At 47.1% G+C, this 24,359-nt stretch carries 24 protein-coding genes; 7 read left to right on the forward strand and 17 right to left on the reverse strand.

The features are described from left to right. Nucleotides 1–36: 36 nt before the first annotated feature. The 6 genes from rsxE to KUA49_RS10590 form a co-directional block, all read right to left on the reverse strand. Nucleotides 37–621, reverse strand: a complete 585-nt coding sequence (rsxE, locus tag KUA49_RS10565) for an electron transport complex subunit RsxE (RefSeq protein ID WP_089542705.1) — start codon at nt 619–621, stop codon at nt 37–39. Nucleotides 622–627: 6 nt separating this feature from the next. Continuing rightward, nucleotides 628–1,272: an RnfABCDGE type electron transport complex subunit G gene (locus KUA49_RS10570; RefSeq protein WP_218411356.1), complete on the reverse strand. Its 645-nt coding sequence runs from the start codon at nt 1,270–1,272 to the stop codon at nt 628–630. A gap of 13 nt (nt 1,273–1,285) precedes the next feature. After that, nucleotides 1,286–2,287, reverse strand: a complete 1,002-nt coding sequence (locus KUA49_RS10575) for an RnfABCDGE type electron transport complex subunit D (RefSeq protein ID WP_089542707.1) — start codon at nt 2,285–2,287, stop codon at nt 1,286–1,288. Between the two features lie 41 nt (nt 2,288–2,328). Then, complete coding sequence (rsxC, locus tag KUA49_RS10580) at nt 2,329–3,681, reverse strand: electron transport complex subunit RsxC (RefSeq protein ID WP_089542708.1); 1,353 nt, start codon at nt 3,679–3,681, stop codon at nt 2,329–2,331. 2 nt (nt 3,682–3,683) lie between these two features. Continuing rightward, nucleotides 3,684–4,526, reverse strand: coding sequence for a Fe-S cluster domain-containing protein (locus tag KUA49_RS10585; RefSeq protein ID WP_218411355.1), 843 nt, complete (start codon nt 4,524–4,526; stop codon nt 3,684–3,686). A gap of 65 nt (nt 4,527–4,591) precedes the next feature. Next, nucleotides 4,592–5,005 carry a SoxR reducing system RseC family protein gene (locus KUA49_RS10590; RefSeq protein WP_218411354.1) on the reverse strand — a complete coding sequence of 138 codons (414 nt, stop codon included), beginning with the start codon at nt 5,003–5,005 and terminating at the stop codon, nt 4,592–4,594. A 353-nt stretch (nt 5,006–5,358) separates the two neighbouring features. On the opposite strand from KUA49_RS10590, the gene KUA49_RS10595 reads away from it, so the two are divergent. Further along, nucleotides 5,359–5,814, forward strand: coding sequence for a hypothetical protein (locus tag KUA49_RS10595; protein ID WP_412178577.1), 456 nt, complete (start codon nt 5,359–5,361; stop codon nt 5,812–5,814). Nucleotides 5,815–6,241: 427 nt separating this feature from the next. Here KUA49_RS10595 and KUA49_RS10600 read toward each other — a convergent pair whose 3' ends face one another. Next, nucleotides 6,242–6,595 (reverse strand): hypothetical protein, encoded by a 354-nt coding sequence (locus KUA49_RS10600; protein WP_203038991.1) that lies wholly within the window; start codon nt 6,593–6,595, stop codon nt 6,242–6,244. 488 nt (nt 6,596–7,083) lie between these two features. Between KUA49_RS10600 and KUA49_RS10605 the strand changes: the two genes are divergently transcribed. The 3 genes from KUA49_RS10605 (at nt 7,084) to aroC (ending at nt 9,321) form a co-directional block, all read left to right on the forward strand. Next, nucleotides 7,084–7,368, forward strand: coding sequence for a hypothetical protein (locus tag KUA49_RS10605; RefSeq protein ID WP_203038989.1), 285 nt, complete (start codon nt 7,084–7,086; stop codon nt 7,366–7,368). A gap of 119 nt (nt 7,369–7,487) precedes the next feature. After that, nucleotides 7,488–8,096: an FKBP-type peptidyl-prolyl cis-trans isomerase gene (locus KUA49_RS10610; RefSeq protein WP_218411353.1), complete on the forward strand. Its 609-nt coding sequence runs from the start codon at nt 7,488–7,490 to the stop codon at nt 8,094–8,096. Between the two features lie 79 nt (nt 8,097–8,175). After that, nucleotides 8,176–9,321 carry a chorismate synthase gene (gene aroC / locus KUA49_RS10615; RefSeq protein WP_218411352.1) on the forward strand — a complete coding sequence of 382 codons (1,146 nt, stop codon included), beginning with the start codon at nt 8,176–8,178 and terminating at the stop codon, nt 9,319–9,321. 87 nt (nt 9,322–9,408) lie between these two features. On the opposite strand, the gene nth is transcribed toward aroC, so the two are convergent. Genes nth through KUA49_RS10630 form a run of 3 tightly spaced genes read right to left on the reverse strand, consistent with a single transcriptional unit; the run spans nt 9,409 to nt 10,958 of the window. After that, nucleotides 9,409–10,056 carry an endonuclease III gene (gene nth, locus KUA49_RS10620; protein WP_218411351.1) on the reverse strand — a complete coding sequence of 216 codons (648 nt, stop codon included), beginning with the start codon at nt 10,054–10,056 and terminating at the stop codon, nt 9,409–9,411. A gap of 33 nt (nt 10,057–10,089) precedes the next feature. Further along, on the reverse strand, nt 10,090–10,707 hold the full coding sequence (locus KUA49_RS10625) for an OmpH family outer membrane protein (RefSeq protein WP_218411350.1): 618 nt from the start codon (nt 10,705–10,707) through the stop codon (nt 10,090–10,092). Nucleotides 10,708–10,763: 56 nt separating this feature from the next. Then, on the reverse strand, nt 10,764–10,958 hold the full coding sequence (locus KUA49_RS10630; RefSeq protein WP_203038979.1) for a hypothetical protein: 195 nt from the start codon (nt 10,956–10,958) through the stop codon (nt 10,764–10,766). Nucleotides 10,959–11,107: 149 nt separating this feature from the next. Between KUA49_RS10630 and KUA49_RS10635 the strand changes: the two genes are divergently transcribed. Further along, nucleotides 11,108–12,565, forward strand: a complete 1,458-nt coding sequence (locus tag KUA49_RS10635; RefSeq protein WP_218411349.1) for an aminoacyl-histidine dipeptidase — start codon at nt 11,108–11,110, stop codon at nt 12,563–12,565. Continuing rightward, on the forward strand, nt 12,565–12,948 hold the full coding sequence (locus tag KUA49_RS10640) for a hypothetical protein (protein ID WP_203049890.1): 384 nt from the start codon (nt 12,565–12,567) through the stop codon (nt 12,946–12,948). The genes KUA49_RS10635 and KUA49_RS10640 overlap by 1 nt, the downstream gene beginning before the upstream one ends. A 133-nt stretch (nt 12,949–13,081) precedes the next feature. On the opposite strand, the gene KUA49_RS10645 is transcribed toward KUA49_RS10640, so the two are convergent. The 7 genes from KUA49_RS10645 to KUA49_RS10675 form a co-directional block, all read right to left on the reverse strand. Further along, complete coding sequence (locus tag KUA49_RS10645; protein ID WP_218411348.1) at nt 13,082–13,609, reverse strand: RNA polymerase sigma factor; 528 nt, start codon at nt 13,607–13,609, stop codon at nt 13,082–13,084. Nucleotides 13,610–13,802: 193 nt separating this feature from the next. Next, nucleotides 13,803–15,860 (reverse strand): molecular chaperone HtpG, encoded by a 2,058-nt coding sequence (gene htpG / locus KUA49_RS10650; protein WP_218411347.1) that lies wholly within the window; start codon nt 15,858–15,860, stop codon nt 13,803–13,805. A 296-nt stretch (nt 15,861–16,156) separates the two neighbouring features. Further along, on the reverse strand, nt 16,157–17,017 hold the full coding sequence (locus KUA49_RS10655) for an N-acetylmuramoyl-L-alanine amidase-like domain-containing protein (protein ID WP_218411346.1): 861 nt from the start codon (nt 17,015–17,017) through the stop codon (nt 16,157–16,159). Continuing rightward, nucleotides 17,014–18,177: a DUF4421 domain-containing protein gene (locus tag KUA49_RS10660; RefSeq protein WP_218411503.1), complete on the reverse strand. Its 1,164-nt coding sequence runs from the start codon at nt 18,175–18,177 to the stop codon at nt 17,014–17,016. The genes KUA49_RS10655 and KUA49_RS10660 overlap by 4 nt, the downstream gene beginning before the upstream one ends. A 225-nt stretch (nt 18,178–18,402) precedes the next feature. Next, the gene (locus KUA49_RS10665) at nt 18,403–19,386 is read right to left on the reverse strand and encodes a Gfo/Idh/MocA family protein (protein WP_218411345.1); all 984 of its coding nucleotides are present in this window, start codon (nt 19,384–19,386) and stop codon (nt 18,403–18,405) included. 88 nt (nt 19,387–19,474) lie between these two features. Further along, complete coding sequence (yihA, locus tag KUA49_RS10670; protein WP_203038965.1) at nt 19,475–20,080, reverse strand: ribosome biogenesis GTP-binding protein YihA/YsxC; 606 nt, start codon at nt 20,078–20,080, stop codon at nt 19,475–19,477. 117 nt (nt 20,081–20,197) lie between these two features. Beyond that, nucleotides 20,198–22,030, reverse strand: a complete 1,833-nt coding sequence (locus KUA49_RS10675) for an ABC-F family ATP-binding cassette domain-containing protein (RefSeq protein ID WP_218411344.1) — start codon at nt 22,028–22,030, stop codon at nt 20,198–20,200. A gap of 150 nt (nt 22,031–22,180) precedes the next feature. On the opposite strand from KUA49_RS10675, the gene rho reads away from it, so the two are divergent. After that, nucleotides 22,181–24,268 carry a transcription termination factor Rho gene (gene rho, locus KUA49_RS10680; RefSeq protein ID WP_218411343.1) on the forward strand — a complete coding sequence of 696 codons (2,088 nt, stop codon included), beginning with the start codon at nt 22,181–22,183 and terminating at the stop codon, nt 24,266–24,268. Nucleotides 24,269–24,359 lie beyond the last annotated feature (91 nt).

The following is a 24,359-nucleotide window of genomic DNA, read 5'->3' on the forward strand; positions in this document are numbered from 1 at the left end:
TCTATTCTATTTCATTGACAGAAGCGATGCCTACGCTTACTTCTTTACCTTATTAAATATCGCAATGATGTATCCCAATGTGAGGAATGCTCCTGGAGGCAGGATGAACATCAGAATATTGGTAGTCTCTGGCAACAGAGTGATACCGAATACGCTTCCTGCACCAAGAATCTCACGGGCACTACCCAAGATAGTCAAACCGAGGGTGAAACCCAAACCGCAGCCGAGACCATCAAAGAGACTGGCAATCGGTGAGTTCTTGGCAGCAAAGCTTTCTGCTCTACCCAAGATGATACAGTTTACTACAATCAATGGGATATAGATACCCAGAGCCTGGTTGATGCTGTCAGGAGCATAGGCACTCATCAGCATCTGAAGGATGGTTACGAAGGCTGCAATCACGACGATGAAAACAGGGATGCGAACCATATCTGGGGTAATCTTCTTGATGCATGAAATCACAAAGTTGGTACAAACCAATACTGCCATGGTAGCCAATCCCATGGAAAGACCGTTGATGGCACTGGTAGTTGTTGCCAAGGTAGGACACATACCGAGGAGCAACACGAAGGTAGGGTTCTCCTTGATGAGTCCGTTCATCAAAATTTTCATATTACTCATATCGGCTTATCCTTTCTTTTCGTTATGTTCAACTTTAGATGCACCGCTCTCGCCATCTACACTCTTACCTGCATAGGCAGCGTAAGCCTGATTGATAGCCTTGAGGAAGGCACGGCTGGTAATGGTTGATGCGGTGATGGCATCTACTGCATTGCCACCCTTATCGTCCTTGCTTACGTGGAGGTCGCCATCCTTTGGAGTCTTTCCGATGATGCTACCCTTTCCGTCTTTCTGGAACCAGGTAGTTGCCTTGGCACCCAGACCCGGAGTCTCCGAAGCCTGAAGAATGGTATAACCCATAATCTTGCCCTCGGCATCGAAACCTACGAGCACCTTCAAGTCGCCACCGAAACCGCCGGTAGTACTCTCTACGGCAGCCCCCAACTCCTTACCGCTCTTGTCAGAGCACTTGTGGAGGATAAAGGTAAACTCCTTGCCGCCAAACTCCTGCTTCACCTCTTCAGGGTCAGCCACCTGGAGATCTTCAGAGCCCATCACGCTCTTGATACCGGCAGCCAGACTCTGGGCAGCCTTCTCGGCTATAGGACCTGAAGTAAGGTTGTTGATGCAAGCCAGCACAGCACCCACAACGAGCGCTACACCTACGAGCACCAAAACCATGTTCTTTAATGATGATTCTAATTTCTGCATGTCTCAGTCCTCCTTATTTCTTAGCAGGCTTCTCACCGAAGCGCTTTGGTTTAACGTATGTGTTAATAAGAGGTGTGAACGCATTCATGATAAGAATGGCGAACGACATACCTTCTGGATAGCTACCCCAGTTACGGATGATAACGGTGAGAAGACCGATGCAGACACCGTAGATGAGCATACCCTTGTGAGTCATTGGTGATGTAACGTAATCAGTAGCCATGAAGATGGCACCGAGCATCAGACCACCACTGAAGATGACAGCCAGAGGATTGGCATAAACTGGATTAGCCAAATGCATCAAACCGCTGAAAACGAATACGGTAGCGATGATGCTGACTGGAATATGCCAGGTAATGACCTTCTTCCAGAGCATGTAAGCCAAGCCGAGCAGGAGTGCGAAAGCACAAACCTCACCGGTAGTTCCGGCACCGAAAGTATCGCCAGTAGCACCGAAGAGCAAGCTCATGGAATCAGGCAACTGATTCAGGAGAGAAGCATCGCCAGTCTTGATGGCAGTCTTCATGATAGCCAGCGGTGTAGCACCAGTTGTAGCATCGGTATAGCTGAGCATCTGCCCTGCCACTGGCCATGAAGTCATCTGTGCAGGGAAGCTGACGAGCAGGAAGCAACGGCCCACCAAAGCGGGATTGAAAGGATTGTTACCCAGACCGCCGAAACTCATCTTACCCACACCGATGGCAAACAGGGCACCGATGATGATGATCCAGAGAGGAAGGTTACTTGGCAAGTTCATGCCGAGCAGGAGACCGGTGATGATGGCAGATCCATCGAGCAAGCTGGTCTCCTCCTTCAGGAGATATTTTGTAATTGCCCACTCAAAGAAGACGCAGGCTGCCACAGAGGTGAGCAGAACGACTGCTGAACCCAAGCCGAAGAAATAGAAAGATGCGAGGATGGCAGGTACGAGAGCGATGATTACTCCGTACATGTTCTTCTCCACGCTCTCATTTCCGTGGGCATGTGGCGATAATGAAACGATTAATTTTCCCATTTTACTTCATCAAGTATTTGGTTTGTTTTTACTTTTATTCTTTACTTCTTGGCACTTCGTGCTCTGATAATGCCCATTACCGCTGCCTTACCATTGATGATGTTATCGAGGATAGGACGATGAGATGGACAGGTGAACTGACATGAACCGCAGGCGATGCAAGATGTTACCTCTTCTGCCTCAAGGCGTTCATAATCCTTCACTACGCTCAGGGTAGCAAGCAGGTATGGCTCCAGACCCATTGGGCAGGCATCCACACACTTGGCACAACGGATACATGGCTGAGCCTTCTTGCGATGAGCATCAGCATCGGTCAGTACGGTGATGGAGTTGGTTCCCTTGGTTACAGGTACGTCAAGGCTGATTACAGCCTTACCCATCATCGGACCACCAGCCAATACCTTGTTGTCGCCCTCTGGCAAACCGCCGCAGTTCTCAATCATCTGAGAGAATGGAGTACCCATACGTACGAGGAAGTTGCCAGGATTCTTCACCTGCTTACCGGTAACGGTAGTATAGCGTTCAAAGAGAGGCTTGTTCTTCATAACTGCCTGATAAACAGCGAAGGCAGTACCTACATTCTGAACTATTGCTCCAACGTTGACTGGGATAGCTGGAGGAGCTGGAACCTGACGGCGGATAACGGCATCCACCAACTGCTTCTCACCACCCTGAGGATACTTCTTAGCCAGAGGAACAATCTCGATGCGGGAGTCATTGGCTGTCTTTTCCTCGAAGAGCTTGATGGCAGCAGGCTTGTTGTCCTCGATACCGATGTAGCCCTTCTCTACCTTAGCCGCCTTCATCAGAAGGTTCAAGCCAACGAGAATCTCATCAGCATGCTCCATCATCAGACGATAGTCGGCTGTGATATAAGGCTCGCACTCTACACCGTTGATGATGACACACTCAGCCTTGGCTCCTGGAGGAGGACAAAGCTTGATGAAGGTAGGGAAACCGGCACCACCCATACCAGTGACACCAGCCACCTTGATACGGTTGACAATCTCTTCTGGAGTCAGCTCAGCATGAGCCTCCAGCGTTTCGAGCTTATCAGAGCGGTCGATACTCTCCTCCCACTCGTCGCCCTCTACATTAATGATAATGCAAGGCTTGCGATAACCGGTAGCATCAATGGATGTATCTACCTTGAACACGGTTCCAGAAACGGAACTGTAAATAGGAGCACTCACAAAACCACCTGCCTCAGCGATGAGTGTACCCACCTTCACCTTGTCGCCCTTGGCAACCACAGGCTTGGCAGGAGCACCGATGTGCTGACCAAGCGGAAAAATAGCCTGCTTAGGGAGAGGAGCCACCTGAGTAGCCATCTCAGCAGTAATCTTATTCTCTTCTGGGTGAACTCCACCAATTCTAAAAGTTCTCAAATTCATGATTATTCCTCCTTTTTCTTAATTGGGAAATTAACTTTTACGAGAGCACCGGTTGGGCATTCGTCAACACACTTGGTACACATGCGGCACTTGTTGAAATCGACATAAGCCACATTGTTTTCGATAGTGATAGCATCAAACTTGCAGACCTTCTGACACTTACCGCATCCGATGCAAGCAACGCTACAAGCCTTCTTGGCAACAGCACCCTTGTCGTGGTTCACGCACTGCACGTAAACTCGGCGACCCTTTGGACCCTTCTTGCGAAGCTCGATGATATGACGTGGACAAGCCTTGGCGCACGCACCACAACCCGTACACTTCTCCTCATCAACCCCAGGAAGACCCGTCTCAGGATTGATAGAGATGGCACCAAACTGGCAGGCAGCCACGCAATCACCACAACCCAGACAGCCGAATCCACAACCGGTTTCACCAGCACCACAAGAGTTCATAGCAGCACAAGTGTGCAGACCATCATACTCGGCAATGCGAGGACGATGCTCGCAAGAGCCATTACAACGAACCACTGCCACCTTAGCCTCTGTGTTAGCCACAGCCAGCCCCAGGAGATCAGCCACCTTGCCCATCACGTCGGCACCACCCACAGGACACATCAGTCCGTCGATGCTACCGGCATCAGCACCCTTGACCAGCGCAGCCGCCATACCGGAACATCCGGCAAAACCGCAACCACCGCAGTTGGCACCCGGAAGGAGTTCACCCACCTGTCCCAATCGAGGGTCTTCTTCAACGGCAAACTTCTTGGAAACTCCGAAGAGCACCAGCGCTGCTACCAGCGCAATGGCACCGAGCACCAAGACAGCACTCAAAATTAATTCCATAATGTTTTATTGTTTTATTAATATTTCAGATTTTGTTTATAGAGAGCCCCTTACCCTTTACCTTTTTAACGTTCCAGAGTAAAGCTCAACCTATTTCGTAGTTTGTTTCTCATCAAGAAGAGGAGGACATAATAAGGGATCAGGATGCCCAATGCCGACACTGCCGCCAGACCCTCGGAATGAGTGGCAGCCAAAACGCCCACCAAGGTAACGACCATCAGAATCAAAGGAAGGAGGTAACCATACAGGCTGGCACGAAAGCCAACCGCCGTATCAGCCACAACCATCACCTGATCGCCCTTCTGATAATGGGAAGCATCAGCATCCATTACATCTATTATTTTTTCCTTAGTTTCTGAAGCATTGCAATGTGCAGCCACCTTACAGGCACTGCAGGCAGAAGACTGCAAGATGCGTACCCGAACGCACTCTCCTTCTACTCCATCAACAACTCCAGCATGTTTTATCTTGTTACTCATTTGTTACTGAATAGTTAGTCTTGTCATTTTTCCTTGCATCTCCCACTCTGCCAAGAATCTTTCCATAGCCCTTATAATTGCAAAGTAGAGTTAGCAAATCGAATTTCTCTGCAAAGATAACACTTAATTTACAAACGACAAACAAAAAGCCCAACTTATTTTACGAAAAGAAACGTAAACGTTTTCTCTGTTACATTTTCGGGGTAAAAAACGGGCAAATTCGAGGAAAAACAGAGAAAAAAAAGGTTTTTTGTATTTTTCACTCTATCTTCTTTGTTTATACCATTTTTTTTGTTACCTTTGCAGAAAACAAGAACGCTAAGACACCTTGTGTGCCGAGGCACAATAAAACTATGATTATGGAAATAGAGCAGACAATTCAACAAGTTGAGCGCTTCATTAGAAAAGTGGCTCAAAAGTTTCCAGCACAACTTTCGGAAGAAGACAACACCGTGCTGACCGACATCCACGTGAGAGTTTCACAAGACAGCGGTGAGCTCTTGGCTTTTGACGACGAAGATAACGAGATTACTCGCTGCGTAGTTGAACAATGGATTGACAACAAGGACGAGAATTTCTACGACGAAGTTGCCAAAACCTTACGAGACGTCATGCGTAAGAATTCGGAAACTATCGACAATCTCGGCATTCTAAAGCCATATAGTTTTGTGCTGGAAGATGACGACAAGGAAAATCTTGGCGAACTTTATCTTGCCGACGATGACACCATCATCGTGGGAGGCGACTTGATGGAAAACCTGGACAGTGACCTGGATAGTTTCCTGGACGACTTATTGAAGGAGAAATAAAAAACTTTTCGAAAGTAAAAAATAAAACTTTTCGAAAGTGAAATAAAAGAGAAAGCCCATCCTCACGGACGGGCTGCTCTCATTATACAAAAACATTATGAATTATTTCTATTAGCGAACAAGATTCGTTTCATTCAGTATCTATAATCTAATTCTATCTAAAAGTATTTCTTTCCTGATTACGGTTGCAAAGGTACGACATTTTTCCGAACCCTGCAATACCTAAAAATGGGGGTTTTAGCGAATACCTAGAAATAATGAGTATCAGTATTGCCCCGCAGATACGGGAAGAAGCACGCAGAAGCTTGAAGAAACTAATAGAAACCTGCAGAAACGAAAAACTGCAAGTCAGACCTTCTAGTCTAACCTGCAGTTCCAAAATATCTCTCTCTTATAATAATCTTATTTGAATTCTATCGAAATCGAATTACTTCAAACCACGATTTACAAGTGTTGCATTCAAGAGCATCACATACTTACGATACTGAGCATCGTTGAGGATGCTGTGCATGTACTTCAAATCCTTGATGACAGCCTTGTCAATCATAGCAGCACGATCCTCAGCTGTTGCTGTTGCTGCATTCATCATATCTGCAGTGAAGTTCTTGTGTACATCAGCTACAGCCTCAGCCTGATCAAGGTTGAGTGACAAAGCGTTTGCCAAGCTACCCATCTTGATGTTCATGTTGAACGCTGCTGTTGCATTTGTGTTCTCCTCTGCTGCGAAAGTAGTTGTTGCCATTGCGAACATTGCTACTGCCATAATCATAATCTTCTTCATAATCTTTTTACCTTTCTTTACTTTACGAGTCATCTTCCAAACTCCTGGGAGTTACATGAAGGACTCTTGTTAAACATTATCCTATAGTCTTTTTCTTTAAGACATTGCAAAGATACGAACTTTTTGTTGTGTACGCAAACAATTAGGCAAAAAAATGCAGAATTTCGCTTATTTATTGATATATATCAAAACTGAAAAGCAGAATTTAGCATCATAACGTCATTTATTACATATTTTGCGATTCAAAAAGATAGAAGAAACGCAATATCGTTAACAAAAAGGTTCCATCCGTTTATTCTATTCTCTATACTACCGCCACTTTGCACTATCCTACTCCCCATAATCTATGGTTTTGCACCTTTTTTACAGAAAAAGCGAACATTTCCTTCATTTCTTTTCCATATCCCAATAAATTGTTGTATCTTTGCAAATGTTAAGCTGCAATCAGCTATAACAAAACAAATTTTGCAGTAAATACACTTAGACAAATGGAAGAACAGAATCATATAGACAAGGCACTCGCCTTCCTCGAAAGTCTGGAAAAACTGGGAAACCAGCTGAAAGCTGCCGAGGAGAACCAGAAAAATCTCATCGCCAGAATGCTTGACCTCAAGAAGGCGGGCGAAACTGATGGCGAAGAATACGCAGACCTCTCAAGCAAGAGCAAAAGTTTGCAAGACATCATCGACAAATGGCGCCCTATCTACTTAGAGCGCATGGAAATGGTGAAAAGCGTACAGATGGAAAAGCGTAAAAGAACAAAAAAGAAATAGAATGAAGTATCACATATACCGGATGTTAATTATCAATATATATAATGTACGCGCGTACAATATTATATAAATAAGAAAATCCGGTATGAGTAAGATAACAACAAAAAACAAATATAATAATGGAATCAAACAACAAGAACAAGTTTATTAGAGTGTCATACGCACTCTACGATGTAACAAAGGGTAATAACGGCGAAGAGATGCTCATCGAGCGCACTACAGATGAGCGTCCTTTCTTCTTCATCAGCGGCATGGGCGTTACTTTGCCAGCTTTCGAGGAGAAGGTAGTTGATTTGGCTGAAGGCGAGGAGTTCGACTTCGAGTTGGAGCCAGAGCAGGCTTACGGTTTGCACTATGATGAGCGCGTACTCGACCTGGACAAGCAGATCTTTACTATCAATGGTCAGTTTGATGCTCAGCACGTACAGGTAGGTGCCATCATCCCATTGCAGAACGAGGATGGCAACCACTTCAACGCAGTGGTAAAGAACATCACAGACGATAAGGTTACTTGCGACCTTAACCACCCATTGGCTGGCTTGAAGCTCAACTTCTGCGGTCAGATTTTGGAGAGCCGTGAGGCAACAGCAGACGAAATCGCCAAGATGGCTCAGATCATCAGCGGTGAGGCTGGCGGTTGCGGTGGCAGCTGCGACAACTGCGGCGGCGACTGCGGCGGCGACTGCAAGGATGGCAACTGCGAAGGCGGCTGCGATTGCAACAAGTAATATTTGAGAATCAACAATAGCGGCTGTCTCAACATCATTTTGGGATAGCCGCTCTTCATATCAACTAAAGAATTTGGCAATGAGGAATACATTTGGCAATCTTTTCACTCTCACCACCTTTGGCGAGAGTCATGGCATAGCAGTAGGAGGCGTCATCGACGGATTCCCTGCAGGCATCGACATCGACATGGACTTTATCCAGAACGAGCTCAATCGTCGTCGCCCTGGACAGAGTCACATCACCACTGCACGAAAGGAAGCTGACAAGGTGGAATTTCTGAGTGGTGTGTTCGAAGGTAAATCTACGGGAACCCCTATCGGCTTCGAGGTGCGCAACCAAAACCAGCATTCTCAGGATTACGAGAATATGCGCTGTCTGTTCCGACCATCGCACGCCGATTTCACATACAATGAGAAGTATGGCATCCGCGACCATCGTGGCGGCGGCCGTTCGTCTGCGCGCATCACCATCGCCCGCTGCGTGGGTGGTGCCTTGGCAAAGCTGGCACTCAAACAGTTAGGTATCAGCATCACTGCCTATACATCCCAAGTGGGTAACATCGCTTTGGAGAAAGATTACCATCAGTATGATCTCAACACCATTGAAGATAATCCGGTACGCTGCCCAGACCAGACAAAGGCGAAGGAGATGGAAGACCTTATTGCCCAGGTTAAAGCGGATGGCGACACCATTGGCGGCATCATCACTTGTGTCATCAAGGGATGTCCAGTAGGATTGGGAGAACCGGAATTCGATAAACTCCATGCCCAACTCGGTGCTGCCATGCTTGGCATCAATGCCGTAAAGGGATTTGAGTATGGCGAGGGATTCGCTGGCGTTACTGCCCGTGGAAGCGAGCAGAACGATGTATTCATTCCTAAGACTGATGCAGCTAAGGCATCAGACGATTCTAACGAGAATCTGGATAGTGCTATCAATCAGGAAGTTGCTGCCCGCATCACCACGAAGAGCAATCATAGCGGTGGTATTCAGGGTGGTTTGAGCAATGGACAGGATATCTACTTCAGAGTAGCCTTCAAACCAGTGGCTACCCTTCTGATGGAACAGGATACCGTGGATTTGGAAGGAAATCCTACCAAACTCACAGCCCGCGGTCGCCACGATCCATGCGTATTGCCAAGAGCCGTGCCTGTGGTAGAAGCCATGGCAGCCATAGTTATCCTGGATAACTATCTTTTGAATAAAACTGTCAGAATTTGTTGATAGTTAAAAGTTTATAGTTTACAGTTGATAGTTTACAGTAGCTAATCACTATAAACTATCAACTGTAAACTTTTAACTATCAACTACTTAAAGCTTGCTGTCCTTTAATAGTTTAGGACAATACTCATTAAAAAAACACTTATCACAAAGCGGCTTGGCACTCTTGCAAATATACCTGCCATGCAATAGTATCCAATGATGCGCTTTCGGGATATCTTCAGCAGGAATATGTTTCATCAGATAATCCTCTACCTTGCGAGGCGTATCTGCCGTGCGGGGCACCAAGCCCATGCGATGACTCACACGATAAACATGCGTATCCACCGCCATCGTAGCATGCCCAAACCAGACGGCACGAATCACATTCGCCGTCTTGCGCCCTACTCCAGCCAGTTTCACCAAATCATCAGTAGCCTCAGGCACTTCACCCCCAAACAGTTCAACCAATTGTCTGGACATCTGGGCAAGATGCTTTGCCTTGGCATTGGGATAGCTCACCGAACTGATTAACTCGAAGATATCCTCTTCACTCGCCTGCGCCATGTGGTGAGCATCCGGATAGCGGGCAAAGAGAGCAGGAGTTACCATGTTGATGCGCTTATCGGTGCATTGTGCCGAAAGCAAGGTAGCCACCAATAGCTGAAATGCGCTGCCAAACTGCAACTCAGTGGTTACATGCGGCAACGCATCTCTGAAATGGTTTAATATGTATTCGTATCTTTCGTTACGAAGCATAATTTCAATACTATTAAAAAATCCTCAAGAATCTTACTTCTTCTTAGCAGGTGCAGCAGCCTCAGCTCCCTTCACCTTACCCTTGTAAGCCTTGTTCAAGCCAGCAATCACCTCGTTGGTAATATCGTATGCCTTGTCAGCATAGAGCAAGTTGTCACCACTCTTAGAGAAGATGATGCTATACTTCTTATCCTTGTTATACAGAGCCAAGTAGTTGGCGATGCTGTCATGAAGAGCCTTGTTGTACTTCTCCTGCTCTGCAGCAAACTCAGTGCTCAAACGCTGCTGCAAGCCCTGAAGGTCATTGTTCTGCTTCTGCAAACCAGCCTGGATAGCCTCAGCCTGCTCACGGGTGTAAGCATTCTGCTGAATCTTCTGCTGGAAGTTGGCAGCGGCAGCCTGCAACTGCTGGCCCTTCTGTGCGATAGTAGCCTGAATATTCTGACCCTTCTTCTCCAACACAGCAGCATACTCCTTAGCGAAGGTATACTGAGTCATGATAGAGTCAACCTCAACGTATGCAATCTTCAAATCAGCAGGAGCCTTGCTCTCAGACTTAGCCTCAACCTGAGGCTGTGACTTGTTGCATGATGCCAAAGACAAGGCAGCAACAGCAGCGATAGCCACTGAACTCAAAATGTTCTTTTTCATTTCCTTATAATCTTTTTATTTATACTTTCTCTTTTAATTATTAACACGCCTGATGATTAATACGCCTTGTTTGCCTCGCGCGCCTCACGGTCTTGATCAACCACGCAATGGATACCCATCTTGCGAAGACCCGGATTGTCGTGTACATGCTGCGAAGAGAACTTGCCGTTCTTCTTAAAAATCAGTTTCACACTGAATAATGCCATAGCAATAGCAATTATTAACAGACTAAATAGCAATAATTTTATCATTTTTATTATCTTTGCAGTGCCTTAATGCACTTCACGTTGCAAAGGTACGACTTTTCGGTCAAAAAGCAAAGGAAATTTCATAAATAAATGACTTTCTTGAAGCAAAAATAACAAATAAAGAGAATTATATATACAAAATAACATTATAAATGGAAAAAAATGATTTAAAACCTGCTCTCGTGTTCGAGCAGTTCGCTAAAATCAACGAGATTCCTCGTCCTTCTAAGCACGAGGAGAACATGATTGAGTACTTGAAGGAATTTGGCAAGAGCCACAACCTTGAGACTGTAGTTGATGAGACTGGCAACGTCTTGATTCGCAAGGCTGCCACCCCAGGATATGAGAATGCTGACACCATCATCCTCCAAAGCCACATGGATATGGTTTGCGATAAACTGGTGGATGTGGAGTTCGATTTCCACAAGGATGCCATCCAGACTTATGTGGATGGAGAATGGCTGAAGGCAAAGGGTACTACCCTCGGTGCTGACGATGGTATCGGATGTGCCATCGAGCTCGCCATCCTCGCAGCCGACGATATTGAGCATGGTCCTATCGAGTGCGTATTTACCCGTGACGAGGAGACAGGCTTGAGTGGTGCCGTAGGCATGAAGGCAGGCTTCATGACTGGCAAGATGCTCATCAACCTCGATTCTGAGGATGAGGGACAGATTTTCGTATCATGCGCAGGCGGTCAGACCACCAAGGCTACCTTCCACTTCAATCGTGAGGAGGCTCCAGCTGGCTATTTCTTCATGGAAGCTTCTCTGAAGGGACTCAACGGCGGTCACTCTGGCGATGACATCAACAAGAAACGCGCCAACGCCATCAAGGTACTTGCCCGTTTCCTCTTCTTGGAAAGCGAAAAGCTGAATGGTGAACTCCGCCTGGTTAGCTTCAACAGTGGCAAGATGCACAATGCCATCCCTCGCGACGGCAAGATTGTATTCGCAGTCAAGAACGAGGCAAAGGAGCAGGTACGTGCCGACTGGAATATCTTCGCTTCAGAGGTAGAGGATGAGTTCCACGTTACAGAGCAGTCGATGTTGTTCAACATGGGTTCTGCCGATGCAGCTCCTGTCATCGAGAAAGCTGTGGCAGATAAGTTCATCATGGCTTTGCAGGCTGTTGACAACGGTCCTCTTACCACTTGTCAGGACGAGGCGCTTGCCGAGATGGTTGAGACATCAAGCAATGTAGCAAGCGTCATCACCGATGAGAACAGCATCCACATCGTGGCTTCACAGCGCAGTAATGTAATGAGCAATTTGGATAATATGACCAACACCGTGAAGGCAGCCTTCCTCTTGGCAGGAGCTGAGGTAAATGTGGGCGGTAAGTATCCAGCATGGAAGATGCGTGCCAACAACAAGCTGACCGGCATCACCGTAAAGAGTTACGAGAAGCTCTTCGGCAAGGAGCCACTGGTCAAGGGCATCCACGCCGGTCTGGAGTGCGGTCTCTTCTCTGAGCGTTACCCAGACCTCGACATGGTAAGCTTCGGCCCTACCCTTCGCAACGTGCACACTCCAGAGGAAGCTCTTCTGATTCCTACCGTTGAGATGGTATGGAATCACTTGTTGGACATTCTCCGTAGCGTGAAGTAATGAAGAAGCTTATTTTCTTACTCACATTAGCTTTGTCGCTGGTCTTCACATCATGTGGCGACCGGCACAAAGCCAAGTCGCTCGTCAAGGATTTCCTCAACGAGAACCTTGAGAACGAAGATTGCAGCTATGAGCATTTCAGCCAGCTCAATCAGACGGCAATGATCGACTTCAACAAGGTGAAGTCGATGAGACAGGAGATGAGCAAGCTTCCATACATCAAGAAGAACATCGACTATAACGATGGCACGTTCCCAGACACCTTATTATATATAAGGGCCACCTATCAGTTGACCGATCATGATGGCAAGAAGCAGGAAATCACCCAGACATTCTATCTGGACAAGGCATTGACCCGAGTCATCGCCTTCAAGGAGAACTAAGACATAACAACCATAAAGGCTGCATTCCTGAAACATGAGGAATGCAGCCTTTTTTCGCATTATATCATAATACCATAAAATCATTATACCACCTACCCAAATGTCTATCTGATAGACATCGTCCATAACTACCCTAACTAGCCAACGCCTTCTTCATAAAGTCACGAACCCGCTTGCGGGCAAAACCCAGGCGATTTTCGGTATTTTTGTAACTCAAGTTGAGCGTTGTAGCGATTTCTCTCACCGGCATATTCTCATAAACATTCAAGCGATAAACACAGCTTTGCTTATCGGAAAGTTGGGCGATACCGCGTTCTAACATTTCGTTCACTTCCTGAGCCGAGAACAGCGACTCGACGCTCTCGGTACTTCTCGACCTCCAATTGCTTGTCTTGATGAAATGCTCGTACACCTCACCTTGCTGTCTGTGGCGCCAGTAGTCAGCAATCAAGTTTCTCGCCATGGTATAGACAAAACAAGGCAAGGTGATAGGCGTAATCATCTTCTTCGACTCCAACAGTTTCAAGAAAATGTTCTGCGCTATATCCTCAGCCTCATCCGCTATCGGCAGACGGGAATACACAAACGCCTTCAATTCTTCGAAATGCTTTGTGTAATAATCAGCTATTAAGCTGCGTTCTGATTCTTTGTTTCGTTCCATGATGGTGGTTCTGATTATTATATGCTTATTCGATTAAGTAATGCAAAGTTACAAAAAACGGATAACACTACCAAAGAAAAGGGACAAAAAAATGTGCTAAATGTCTACTTTGAAACATTTAGCACATATCTAGATACAATTTGTAACCTCAATGTTACATCTCGTAAAGTTATATACGTCTTTAAAGACCCTATTACTTAATCATATCCACACTTCTCTTCAGGAATGCATCGAGAGAAGCACCCTTCAGCATACCATTCTGCAACAGGGCGAGATCGATGAGCTGATGAACGATGTTGTTGTTCTTGGCATAGCCCGAGATGATATCATTGCGCTTAGCCTTCTCGTCGCTGATAGCCTTTTCTGTGTTGTGAACATCATCCTTCTCTTCCTGGGTAATCTCCTCTGGCTTCTTCTTACCCTGTTCCTGATGAAGCACTGCAAGGCGAGCTTCCTGACCCTTGATCTCTGCAAGGATTGGCTTCAATGCATCGGCGGTGTTAGCCTCAGCATCCTCCAATACCTTCTTCACCAAAGCATGGTCTGAGTTCAACACGATGTTATAGCTGTCTGGCATCTGACCATAGAAGTTCATGCCTGCCTGGAACTGGCTCATCGCCTTCATACGGCGCATGTACTCGTTCTGAGTGATGAGCACTGGCTGGTTCTGCTCACCCAAAGCCTGAATCTCAACAAAGAACTCAGCCTTGTCGAGCTTAGGCATCTGAGAGCGGAACACTTCTGTCAAGTTGTCAGACTGGTCTTTTGTCAAATCTGTCTTCTTGGCATCTTCCTTTACGATGAGGCGGTCGATGATATCTGCATCCACACGTGTGAAGCGGCTCTTCTCCAACTTCTGCTCCAGCATATTGACCATTGGGGTATCAAGCTGACCTTCCATCAGAAGCACTGAATAACCCTTCTGCTTGGCAGCCTCGATGTAAGAGTACTGCTCCTCCTTGTTGTTAGCATAGAGATATACCAGGTTGCCATCCTTATCGGTCTGGTTGTCCTTGATCAGCGTCTTGTACTCCTCGTAAGTGAAGTACTTGCCCTCTACATCCTTCAGGAGAGCGAAATCCTTGGCGCGATCGTAGAAGTCATCCTGTGAAAGCATACCGTAGTTGATGAAGAGTTTGAGGTCATCCCACTTCTCCTCGAATTCCTTGCGGTTCTCCTTGAAGATAGAGTTCAAGCGGTCTGCCACCTTCTTGGTGATGTAGGTAGAAATCTTCTTCACGTTGCTGTCGCTCTGCAAGTAGCTGCGGCTCACGTTCAATGGGATATCCGGTGAGTCGATAACACCATGCAGCAGGGTCAGGAACTCAGGAACGATGCCCTCTACCTGGTCTGTTACGAATACCTGGTTGCAATACAGCTGAATCTTGTTGCGCTGCATGTCAATGCTGTTCTTGATACGTGGGAAGTAGAGAATACCCGTCAGGTTGAATGGGAAATCTACGTTCAGGTGAATCCAGAACAATGGGTCGTCCTGCATTGGATAGAGGGTGTGATAGAACTTCTTGTAGTCCTCATCCTTCAAGGTGCTAGGAGTCTTGGTCCAGAGAGGCTCCACATTATTAATAATGTTATCCTCGTCTGTCTCCACGTTCTTGCCGTCCTTCCACTCAGTCTTCTTGCCGAAGGCTACAGGCACTGCCATAAACTTGCAGTACTTGTTCAGGAGTTCCTCAATCTTGTTTTTCTGAAGGAATTCCTTGCAGTCGTCAGCGATATGGAGAACGATATCTGAACCGCGGTCAGCCTTGTCAGTGTCCTCGATTTCGAAAGCAGGTGAACCATCGCAGCTCCACTTTACAGCCTTGCTACCCTCTTTGTAGCTCTTGGTGATGATTTCCACCTTGCTTGCTACCATGAAAGAAGAATAGAAACCGAGACCGAAGTGACCGATGATGGCGTTGGCATTCTCCTTGTACTTGTCGAGGAAGTCTGTTACACCAGAGAATGCAATCTGGTTGATATATTTATCGATTTCCTCCTCTGTCATACCGATACCACGGTCACTGATAGTCAGGGTACCAGCCTTCTCGTCGAGAGAGATGCGTACAGTAGTGTCGCCAATCTCACCCTTGAAGTCGCCCTGGGCAGCAAGAGTCTTCAACTTCTGTGTAGCATCCACAGCGTTGGAAACCATCTCACGAAGGAAGATGTCATGATCTGAATATAAGAATTTCTTGATGACAGGGAATATGTTCTCTGTCGTTACACCGATATTACCTTTCTGTGCCATAATTTATAATGTTTTATATGTTTTACTTTATTTATTTCTGCCTATTGCTTTTACAAATAGCGTGCCAAAAATACAGAAAAACATCATCAGAAAGAAATAACTGAACAAAATAAAAAGAAAGAAAAATAAAAATCAAGAGAAGGAGACAATAGGCTTAAGGGAAAATATAAATAGCCTTAAGACTAAATATATTTATCCTTAAGCCTAAAAATAATTAGCCTTAAGGATAAATATGAAGTAGGAAAACATCCTATTCATTGGAATGTTTCAACCGATGAGGATAATATTTAGAAATATCACAACACCCTGCAAGCACGGATACCTATTTGGGAAGGATGCTTCTGCATATAATTATAAAGTGTCATCGGTTCGTCAATCACTTTTTTGTGGATGCTGCTGGCATTGAGCAGATGCAAACCATCCTTGTGCCAGGAAGCGATTCCGATATGCGTGGTGTCCAACCCCTTCTTCCGGGTAATCATCAGAAGGATATCGCCATTCTTGATGGTATTTCTGAAAAGCTGGTTGTTGCGGATCTCTCCTTTCGGAATATAGCGGTAGCGCTTGCCATTGATGCTCTGTTCCAAAGCCCGGATGCCCGACTGCCATCGTGGATGAGCCGAAAGCATCTTGTAGCTGGATGGATGGGTAGACATCCAGTTTACGCTGATGGTCTGTATAGCCGTGAAAGGTGGATTGGTCTGAATATCCTTCACGATGCCTTCCTTTACGTTGTCATCTACCCAGAGTGTGAAATAATGCTGGCGCTTTACATACTCTACATCGCCACCAACATAGCGCACATGCTTGAGATGATTGCAAAAGGCTGCAAAACTGGTTTCGTGATTCTTGGCACACATCGCCAGAGCAGTCACGATTTCTACGTAGGTGGTGCAATCCAGTTCACGGGTATTCACCACAAGCTGCTCCTCCTTTGTTCTATCCAGGGTGCCGCCCACATAGGGGACACCCACAAACTGCTTTCCGAACCACATCATCCAGTTGGCAGGTTTCTTCTTCATCGCCTTTGCCTGTTGGAGCAAAGAAACAATTCGCATACTATCCTGGCTCTGATACACTACGCCAGATTTTGCCCAAGCCGGCATCACCATCATGAATGCCGCCGCACAAACCAAAAAATTATGCTTTACTTTCATTGTTTTACATTTTTATATTCCCGCTTCTTACCAAAATTCACGCCCACATAGATGTTCAGGGAGCCGAAGGAATTGTTGGTAGAGAAATGATCTTTATGATAATTGTAAGAATGAATGACAGAACTGATACCCGCATACCATTTGTCATTATTCCATACCACACCAAAACGGCCCACACCATCGATATTGAAGTTCTTGAAGTTGAAGTTCTTCAGGTTGAACTTGTCAAGTTCCGGATCGTCTGATCTGGAATGATTGTAGGCAAGTCCCACGGAAAGCGAGGCGTTGAAGAGCCAGTTCTTGGCAAACACCCAGTTGTAGCCATATCCCACTGTGGCAGAATAATCGCTATACCTCACCTTCGAGAACATCAGAGAGCTATCAATCCTTGCCTCCATCTGATTCCTTGCTTCCTGATTCAGCTGATTCATGGGATTCTGATTCAGCTGATTCCTGGATTTCTGATTCAGCCGTTCATCCACGATATTCGAAAGTTTATCCCAGTCCACTTCCAGCTGATGCTGGGTATATCCCAAGCCCGCCATCCACGAACCGGCGCTCAACTTCTGCTTCGTACTTTGCGAATAAGCTGCTGGATATGAGAATTTACGATGATTAAAGATATAGTAAAGGTTCAAGCCCTTGATGCTTCCTTTAAAGCCATCGAAAGATACCTTTTTGAGGACATCCGTATTCACATCATCACTCAAATCCATTCTTTGGATATGATAGTCATTACCCGTCTGTCGCCAGAACAAATCCACTCCGAGCAGACTGCTATACAGGCTTAGATTGAACTCCTTCTTGCTACTGTGGTCGCTCTTCATATTGATGTGCTTCAAGTCTATGGTATAACCCAGGAACACCCATCGCCATCCCAGATAAGGTCCCAATCGCCATGAAGGGTCAGGCGCAAACGAGATACGCTGTCCTTCCTCACCATAAAGGGTATAGACCTCATAGGTATTGGTATTCTGGAGCATCACGGTATAATTGTAATGCTGAGGCTCGATATACTGTTCGTTGATATTTGAAAACTCCCGAAAGAAATTCGTAAAAGTCTTTCCCAAACGGTGAAAGAAGGTTTTCTCATGTCGGGCACGCGTCAGGCTATCCTCAGAGTTTCCCTTGAACATCGTAGAGTTGAAAAGCGTTTTCATCAAAGAAGAATCGGCAACAGTCTTGTTCTGGTCAGTCTTGCTTTGGTCTGTCTTGCTTTGGTCAGTAGGCAATTGAAGAGAATCCCGCTCCACTGCCATCATTGGCAGCAAAGCGAGCAACCAGACTCCCACTAAAGACCAAATTCTTCTTTTCATCTTACTGACTCTTTGAAATTCTACAATTCAGTTCTTCAAAACACACGTTAGCACTTACAAAATCAAACGTTAGTTCTTCCAAAGCACGCGGTCGAGCACCCAGTTTACCGGAGTAGCCGAAACGCTGGTGCAAGTACAGGTGCTGATACCCTGCAGATGCTCTATCACATTCTTGATGATAGGCAGCTGCACATACGGCGGATTAGAAACGGTGATGCAGGTTCTACCCTCGCTTGTTATCAAGACGATAGGCTGATAGGTGAACACGGAGAACGAAAGCGAACCCTTATCACCGATAATCTCAATGCAGTCTTCCTTGGCACTCTCATGTCCCACGAAACACCAGCTGCCACTGCCCGTCACGCCACTTTCGAAGAAGAAACATGCCGATACCGTATCTTCAGCCTTATAGAGATGCGCACGGTTGGCAGGATAGCCATGGGCACGGGTAATCACACCAAAGAGGTCTTGCAACAGGTCTATCTGATGAGGCGCCAAATCGTAGAAATAGCCGCCACCAGCAATGTCTGGCTGCACACGCCAAGGCATCTCCTTGCCGCTTTTGTAATCCAAGTCACGGGGAGGCACCGAGAAGCGAACCTGTACATTGACTATTTCTCCGATAGTTCCACTGTTGATAATCTCCTTCACTTTCTGAAAGTAAGGAAGATACCTGCGATAGTATGCCACAAAGCAAGGCACACCGGTCTGCTCGCTGATTCTGTTGATGCGAATACAGTCGTTATAGCTTGCTGCCAAAGGCTTTTCTACGTATACAGGCTTGCCAGCATGCATCGCCATGATGGCAAAGGTGGCGTGCGATGACGGTGGCGTAGCGATATAGATGGCGTTCACGTCAGGGTCATCGATGAGTTCCTGCGCATCGGTGTACCATTTTCTTATATGATGGCGCTCGGCATAGCTTCGCGCCTTCTGTTCGCTACGGCTCATCACCGCAACAACCTGCGATCCCTCCACCTCGTTGAATGCCGGGCCGCTTTTCTTTTCGGTTACTTCACCGCAGCCGATAAATCCCCAGTTAATCTGTTTCATCCTCTTCTTCAAATTTTACATAGGATTCCTCCTATTATCCATTTCAGAAATTCGAGTTTCCAATCTTCAAAGTCAAGATTTCCGGCAGTTACTCTCCTGCCAGAGACTTGTTGATTTCGTCGATATAGTCGAGCACCTCGTCACGCCCCGTCTTCTTCTCACTGCTGGTGATGAAGTATGGAGGGAGCGCCTCCCATCGGTCTTCCAGGGCATGCATCCACTTTTCGGCATTCATGCGAGCCTTGACAGGACCCAACTTGTCTGCCTTGGTAAAGACGATACAGAAAGGAACATTACTCTCGCCCAACCAATCCACGAACTCTCGGTCTATCTTCTGCTGGTCGTGGCGCACATCGATAAGAACGAAGACGTTTGCCAACTGCGGACGCTGCAGGATATAGCTGCTGATCATCTGCTCCAACTGCTTCTGCACGGTCTTTGAGCGCTTGGCGAAGCCATAGCCAGGAAGGTCGACCAGATACCATTCGTTATTGATGATAAAGTGGTTGATAAGCAGGGTTTTACCTGGAGTGGCTGAAGTTTTAGCCAAACCCTTGTGATTGCAAAGCATATTGATGAGGCTCGACTTGCCCACGTTACTTCTGCCTATGAAAGCATACTCAGCCTTGTTATCTTTAGGACACATGCTCACTCGTGGAGCCGATATTGTAAATTCTGATTTCTTAATTTCCATTCTTTCTATTTTCTTTTTAAATGTTTATTATTAAAGGCAGCACACCAACTTATCATCAAGTTCAATGTTCAATGTTCAAAGCTCAATGTTCAAAGTTCAATGTTCAAAGTTCAAAGCCTAGAGCATTTCTGCCAATTCCAGCCATCTCATTTCCTTCTCGTCAAGTTCATCCTTGATTTCAGGCAGGCGCTTGCTCTTTTCCGTCAGTTCCTCTACCGAGAGAGTGCCACTACAAAGGGCCTCTTCCAACTTTTTCTGCTCTTCGGTGAGCTTATCTATTTCCTGGGTCAGCTGCTCATATTCACGCTTCTCCTTGTAGCTCATCTTGCGCTTGTTCTCAAAGTTGGCATCACGCTTGGCGGTGCCGGTTCCATCGCTTGTGCTGGTACTGGTGCTGGCTGTGGTTTTCGCAGCAGCCGCAGCTTTCTCAGCCTCATCCTTCTCCTGCAAACGGCTCCAGTCACGATATTGCGTATAGTTGCCAGGGAAATCCTGAATCTCGCCCTCGCCCTTGAACACCAGAAGATGGTCCACCACCTTGTCCATGAAATAACGGTCGTGACTCACCACGATGACGCAACCGGCGAAATCCTGCAAGTATTCTTCCAATACCTGGAGGGTCTGGATATCGAGGTCGTTGGTAGGCTCATCGAGCACCAGGAAGTTAGGATTTCTCATCAGCACCGTGCAGAGATAGAGCTTGCGCTTCTCACCACCACTCAACTTATATACATAATTGTGCTGCTCCTCGGGAGTGAAGAGGAAGAACTGCAGGAACTGGGAAGCCGTCATGTGCTTGCCGTTTCCCAGGTCGATATAGTCGGCAATCTCTGTGATGACATCGATGACCTTCTGGTCTTCACGGAACTTCAATCCCTCCTGCGAGAAATAGCCGAAACGCACGGTCTCTCCGATATCAAACTTGCCGCTATCGGGCTGCACCTCGCCCAGGAGCATCTTGATGAAGGTAGATTTACCCGTACCGTTGTTACCCACGATGCCCATCTTCTCGAATCGGGCAAAGTTGTAGTAGAAGTTGTCGAGAATCACCTTCTTCTTACCCCTGTCGTCGAACGCCTTGCTCACATACTGGCACTCGAAAATCTTGGAACCGATATACACGGTAGAAGCCTTCAGGCGAACCTGTCGGTCTTCGATGCGCTGCTTTGCCACCTTTTCCAACTCGTAGAAGGCATCCTCACGATACTTCGCCTTATGACCGCGAGCCTGAGGCTGTCGGCGCATCCAGTCCAGCTCTCTGCGATAGAGATTCTTGGAATGCTGGATTTCGGCACGCAGGTTGTCCATGCGTTCCTGTCGTTTTTCCAGATAGTAGGCATAGTTGCCACGATAGGTGTAGATGGTCTTATCATCGAGTTCCAGGATGGTGTTGCACACCTTGTCGAGGAAGAATCGGTCGTGGGTTACCATGAAGATGGTCTTATTGCCACGGTTCAGATAGCCCTCCAGCCACTCAATCATCTCCAGGTCGAGGTGGTTGGTAGGCTCATCGAGCATCAGGAAGTCGGGCTCGTCAATCAGCACATTGGCAAGCGCCACACGCTTCTGCTGGCCACCACTCAACTGTCCCATCGGCTGATCCATGTTGGTGATATGCAACTGTGTGAGAATCTGCTTAGCCTTGAGCACCTTTTCGGGGTCATCCTCGTGGTTGAAGCAAGCCTCGAGCACGCTCTCCTCCGGGTCGAACTTCGGCGACTGCTCCAGATAGCCCACCTTCAGGTCGCGGCGATAGATGATGTCACCACTCTCATGTCCCTCCTTATCCATGAGCACCGACATCAACGTAGATTTACCCGTGCCGTTTCTCGCCACGAGTCCCACCTTCTGTCCTTCAGCGATAGAGAAGGAAATATTATCAAAAAGAACCTCAGCTCCAAAACGTTTGGTGAGGTTTTGAACGTCTAAATACGGTATTTGACTAGCCATTTTCGTTATTTTTGTGTGCAAAGTTACAAAAAAATTTGGCAGAAACAAAATTTTTATGTATCTTTGCACCGAAAATATTCAAAACAACTAGTGTTTCCATTCTCGAAACGCTACATTTCATAGAAAAATCATATAATATACAATATAATAATGTATAGCAAAGACGAATTATCAGCAAAAAGTGTCATTCAACTGAAGGACATTGCTAAAGAGATTGGAGCCAAGATTAAATCTGGCGACAACAAGGAGACTATTATCTATACCATCCTTGATGCCCAGGCTGAAGGCCCAACAGATGATGCTGCACCAAAGCGTAAACGTACACGCATTGCCAGCAAGAAAGAAGACCGTGTTTATTCTGTCAATGGAACTGATGGCGAGAACTTCGACGTGATGAAGAACCAGGCTACCGGACCTGCAGATGCATCACAGGATGCTGCCCCACAGGAAGTCCCTGCAGCCGTAGATCCGCTGGCTGCTTTTCCAAAGCACAGAGGCAGAAAGAGCAAGGCAGAACTGGAAGCCATTGCTGCGGCTAAAGCAGCTGCCATCAAGATGCAGCAGGCAACACAGCAGCAACAGGAAAGCGAAAATGAAGGCTATATTTTTGATGCCGGCAACAACAACGAGACTGAGCAGAATGCACAAACTGATGCTGAGCAGGATGCACAAACTAGCGCAGAACAGGATGCACAGGCTGAGTCTGACCAGGCAGCAGCCCCAGAGAGCGAAGAGCATTTCATTCCTGAAGCCCAGTTTGCCGTTGGCGAAGCCAGCGACAACAGCGAAAGCAACAACGAGCTGATGGCTATGCTCCAGGCAAAGCTCAACACTCATAACGACAAGCCAGCAGACCATGAGGAAAAGGCTGCGGCTAAAGAGACTGGCAAGAAGGCGAACAACGCAGGAGACGCTGCAGCCGAGACTACTCCAGACGGCGTTTGGAGCGGTGACCCAGGAGACGGTACCGACTTCATCACCGTAGTAGATATTCCAATCGAAGACCAGGCTGCCACGCCAACATACGATATCTTCGATCGCCCTACAACTCCGGTTGCATCCGGCAACACTCCTGCCGCTGCACCTCAGACATCCGGCAGAGAGCCAGAATACGACTTCTCCAACATCATCAGCGCAAATGGTGTGCTCGAAGTGCTTACAGACGGCTACGGATTCCTTCGCAGCAGCGACTTCAACTATCTTTCTTCTCCAGACGATATCTATGTGGCTACTAATTTTGTGAAGCGATATGGATTGAAGACGGGTGATGTGGTTCAGTGCCACGTGCGTCCTCCTCACGAGGGTGAGAAGTACTTCCCACTTACCAGCATCGACAAGATCAATGGCCGTGACCCATCAGAGGTACGCGATCGTGTTCCATTCGAGCACCTCACCCCACTCTTCCCTAACGAGAAGTTTGATCTCTGCGGCGACCGTCGCACCACCAACCTGAGCACCCGCGTGGTAGACCTCTTCTCACCAATCGGTAAGGGACAGCGTGCGCTCATCGTGGCTCAGCCAAAGACCGGTAAAACCATCCTGATGAAGGACATTGCCAACGCCATCGCAGCCAACCACCCAGAAGCATACCTCATGATGCTGCTCATCGACGAGCGTCCTGAGGAGGTTACCGATATGGCCCGCACCGTGAATGCAGAGGTCATCGCCTCTACCTTCGACGAGCCAGCCGAGCGCCACGTGAAGATTGCAGGCATCGTTTTGGAGAAGGCAAAGCGCATGGTAGAGTGCGGTCATGATGTAGTCATCTTCCTCGACTCTATCACCCGTCTGGCACGTGCCTACAACACTGTAGCCCCAGCTTCAGGTAAGGTATTGACCGGTGGTGTGGATGCCAACGCATTGCAGAAGCCAAAGCGTTTCTTCGGTGCAGCCCGTAACATCGAGGGTGGCGGTTCTCTCACCATCATCGCTACAGCCCTGATTGATACAGGTAGCAAGATGGACGAGGTTATCTTCGAGGAGTTCAAGGGTACCGGTAACATGGAGTTGCAGCTCGACCGCTCACTCAGCAACAAGCGCATCTTCCCTGCCGTCAACCTGGTGGCTTCTTCTACACGTCGCGACGACCTCTTGCAGGACAAGAAGACGCTCGACCGCATGTGGATTCTGCGCAAGTTCATTTCAGACATGAACCCTATCGAGGCGATGAATACCATCCACAAGAGCATGCAGACTACTCGCAACAACGAGGAGTTCCTGATTTCCATGAATTCATAAATTCAGCATCAACAGCATAAAAGTTAAGGGCGCTCTATCCTTTAGGACGGAGCGCCCTTTTCTTACCATCTGACAGGAAGCCCTATCTTGT

The organism is Segatella copri (genome assembly GCF_019249655.2).
Classification (GTDB): Bacteria; Bacteroidota; Bacteroidia; order Bacteroidales; family Bacteroidaceae; genus Prevotella.

Excerpts from the sequence above, each read along its gene's own strand:
- rsxE (WP_089542705.1), bottom strand. The coding sequence starts at position 621 with ATGAGTAATATGAAAATTTTGATGAACGGACTCATCAAGGAGAACCCT.
- KUA49_RS10590 (WP_218411354.1), bottom strand. The coding sequence starts at position 5,005 with ATGAGTAACAAGATAAAACATGCTGGAGTTGTTGATGGAGTAGAAGGA.
- KUA49_RS10635 (WP_218411349.1), top strand. The coding sequence starts at position 11,108 with ATGGAAAAAAATGATTTAAAACCTGCTCTCGTGTTCGAGCAGTTCGCT.
- KUA49_RS10675 (WP_218411344.1), bottom strand. The coding sequence starts at position 22,030 with ATGGCTAGTCAAATACCGTATTTAGACGTTCAAAACCTCACCAAACGT.
- rho (WP_218411343.1), top strand. The coding sequence starts at position 22,181 with ATGTATAGCAAAGACGAATTATCAGCAAAAAGTGTCATTCAACTGAAG.
- KUA49_RS10660 (WP_218411503.1), bottom strand. The coding sequence starts at position 18,177 with ATGAAAACGCTTTTCAACTCTACGATGTTCAAGGGAAACTCTGAGGAT.
- KUA49_RS10570 (WP_218411356.1), bottom strand. The coding sequence starts at position 1,272 with ATGCAGAAATTAGAATCATCATTAAAGAACATGGTTTTGGTGCTCGTA.
- KUA49_RS10645 (WP_218411348.1), bottom strand. The coding sequence starts at position 13,609 with ATGGAACGAAACAAAGAATCAGAACGCAGCTTAATAGCTGATTATTAC.
- nth (WP_218411351.1), bottom strand. The coding sequence starts at position 10,056 with ATGCTTCGTAACGAAAGATACGAATACATATTAAACCATTTCAGAGAT.
- htpG (WP_218411347.1), bottom strand. The coding sequence starts at position 15,860 with ATGGCACAGAAAGGTAATATCGGTGTAACGACAGAGAACATATTCCCT.
- KUA49_RS10595 (WP_412178577.1), top strand. The coding sequence starts at position 5,359 with ATGATTATGGAAATAGAGCAGACAATTCAACAAGTTGAGCGCTTCATT.
- KUA49_RS10600 (WP_203038991.1), bottom strand. The coding sequence starts at position 6,595 with ATGAAGAAGATTATGATTATGGCAGTAGCAATGTTCGCAATGGCAACA.
- rsxC (WP_089542708.1), bottom strand. The coding sequence starts at position 3,681 with ATGAATTTGAGAACTTTTAGAATTGGTGGAGTTCACCCAGAAGAGAAT.
- yihA (WP_203038965.1), bottom strand. The coding sequence starts at position 20,080 with ATGGAAATTAAGAAATCAGAATTTACAATATCGGCTCCACGAGTGAGC.
- KUA49_RS10625 (WP_218411350.1), bottom strand. The coding sequence starts at position 10,707 with ATGAAAAAGAACATTTTGAGTTCAGTGGCTATCGCTGCTGTTGCTGCC.
- KUA49_RS10585 (WP_218411355.1), bottom strand. The coding sequence starts at position 4,526 with ATGGAATTAATTTTGAGTGCTGTCTTGGTGCTCGGTGCCATTGCGCTG.
- KUA49_RS10610 (WP_218411353.1), top strand. The coding sequence starts at position 7,488 with ATGGAATCAAACAACAAGAACAAGTTTATTAGAGTGTCATACGCACTC.
- KUA49_RS10630 (WP_203038979.1), bottom strand. The coding sequence starts at position 10,958 with ATGATAAAATTATTGCTATTTAGTCTGTTAATAATTGCTATTGCTATG.
- KUA49_RS10640 (WP_203049890.1), top strand. The coding sequence starts at position 12,565 with ATGAAGAAGCTTATTTTCTTACTCACATTAGCTTTGTCGCTGGTCTTC.
- KUA49_RS10665 (WP_218411345.1), bottom strand. The coding sequence starts at position 19,386 with ATGAAACAGATTAACTGGGGATTTATCGGCTGCGGTGAAGTAACCGAA.
- KUA49_RS10575 (WP_089542707.1), bottom strand. The coding sequence starts at position 2,287 with ATGGGAAAATTAATCGTTTCATTATCGCCACATGCCCACGGAAATGAG.
- KUA49_RS10605 (WP_203038989.1), top strand. The coding sequence starts at position 7,084 with ATGGAAGAACAGAATCATATAGACAAGGCACTCGCCTTCCTCGAAAGT.
- aroC (WP_218411352.1), top strand. The coding sequence starts at position 8,176 with ATGAGGAATACATTTGGCAATCTTTTCACTCTCACCACCTTTGGCGAG.
- KUA49_RS10655 (WP_218411346.1), bottom strand. The coding sequence starts at position 17,017 with ATGAAAGTAAAGCATAATTTTTTGGTTTGTGCGGCGGCATTCATGATG.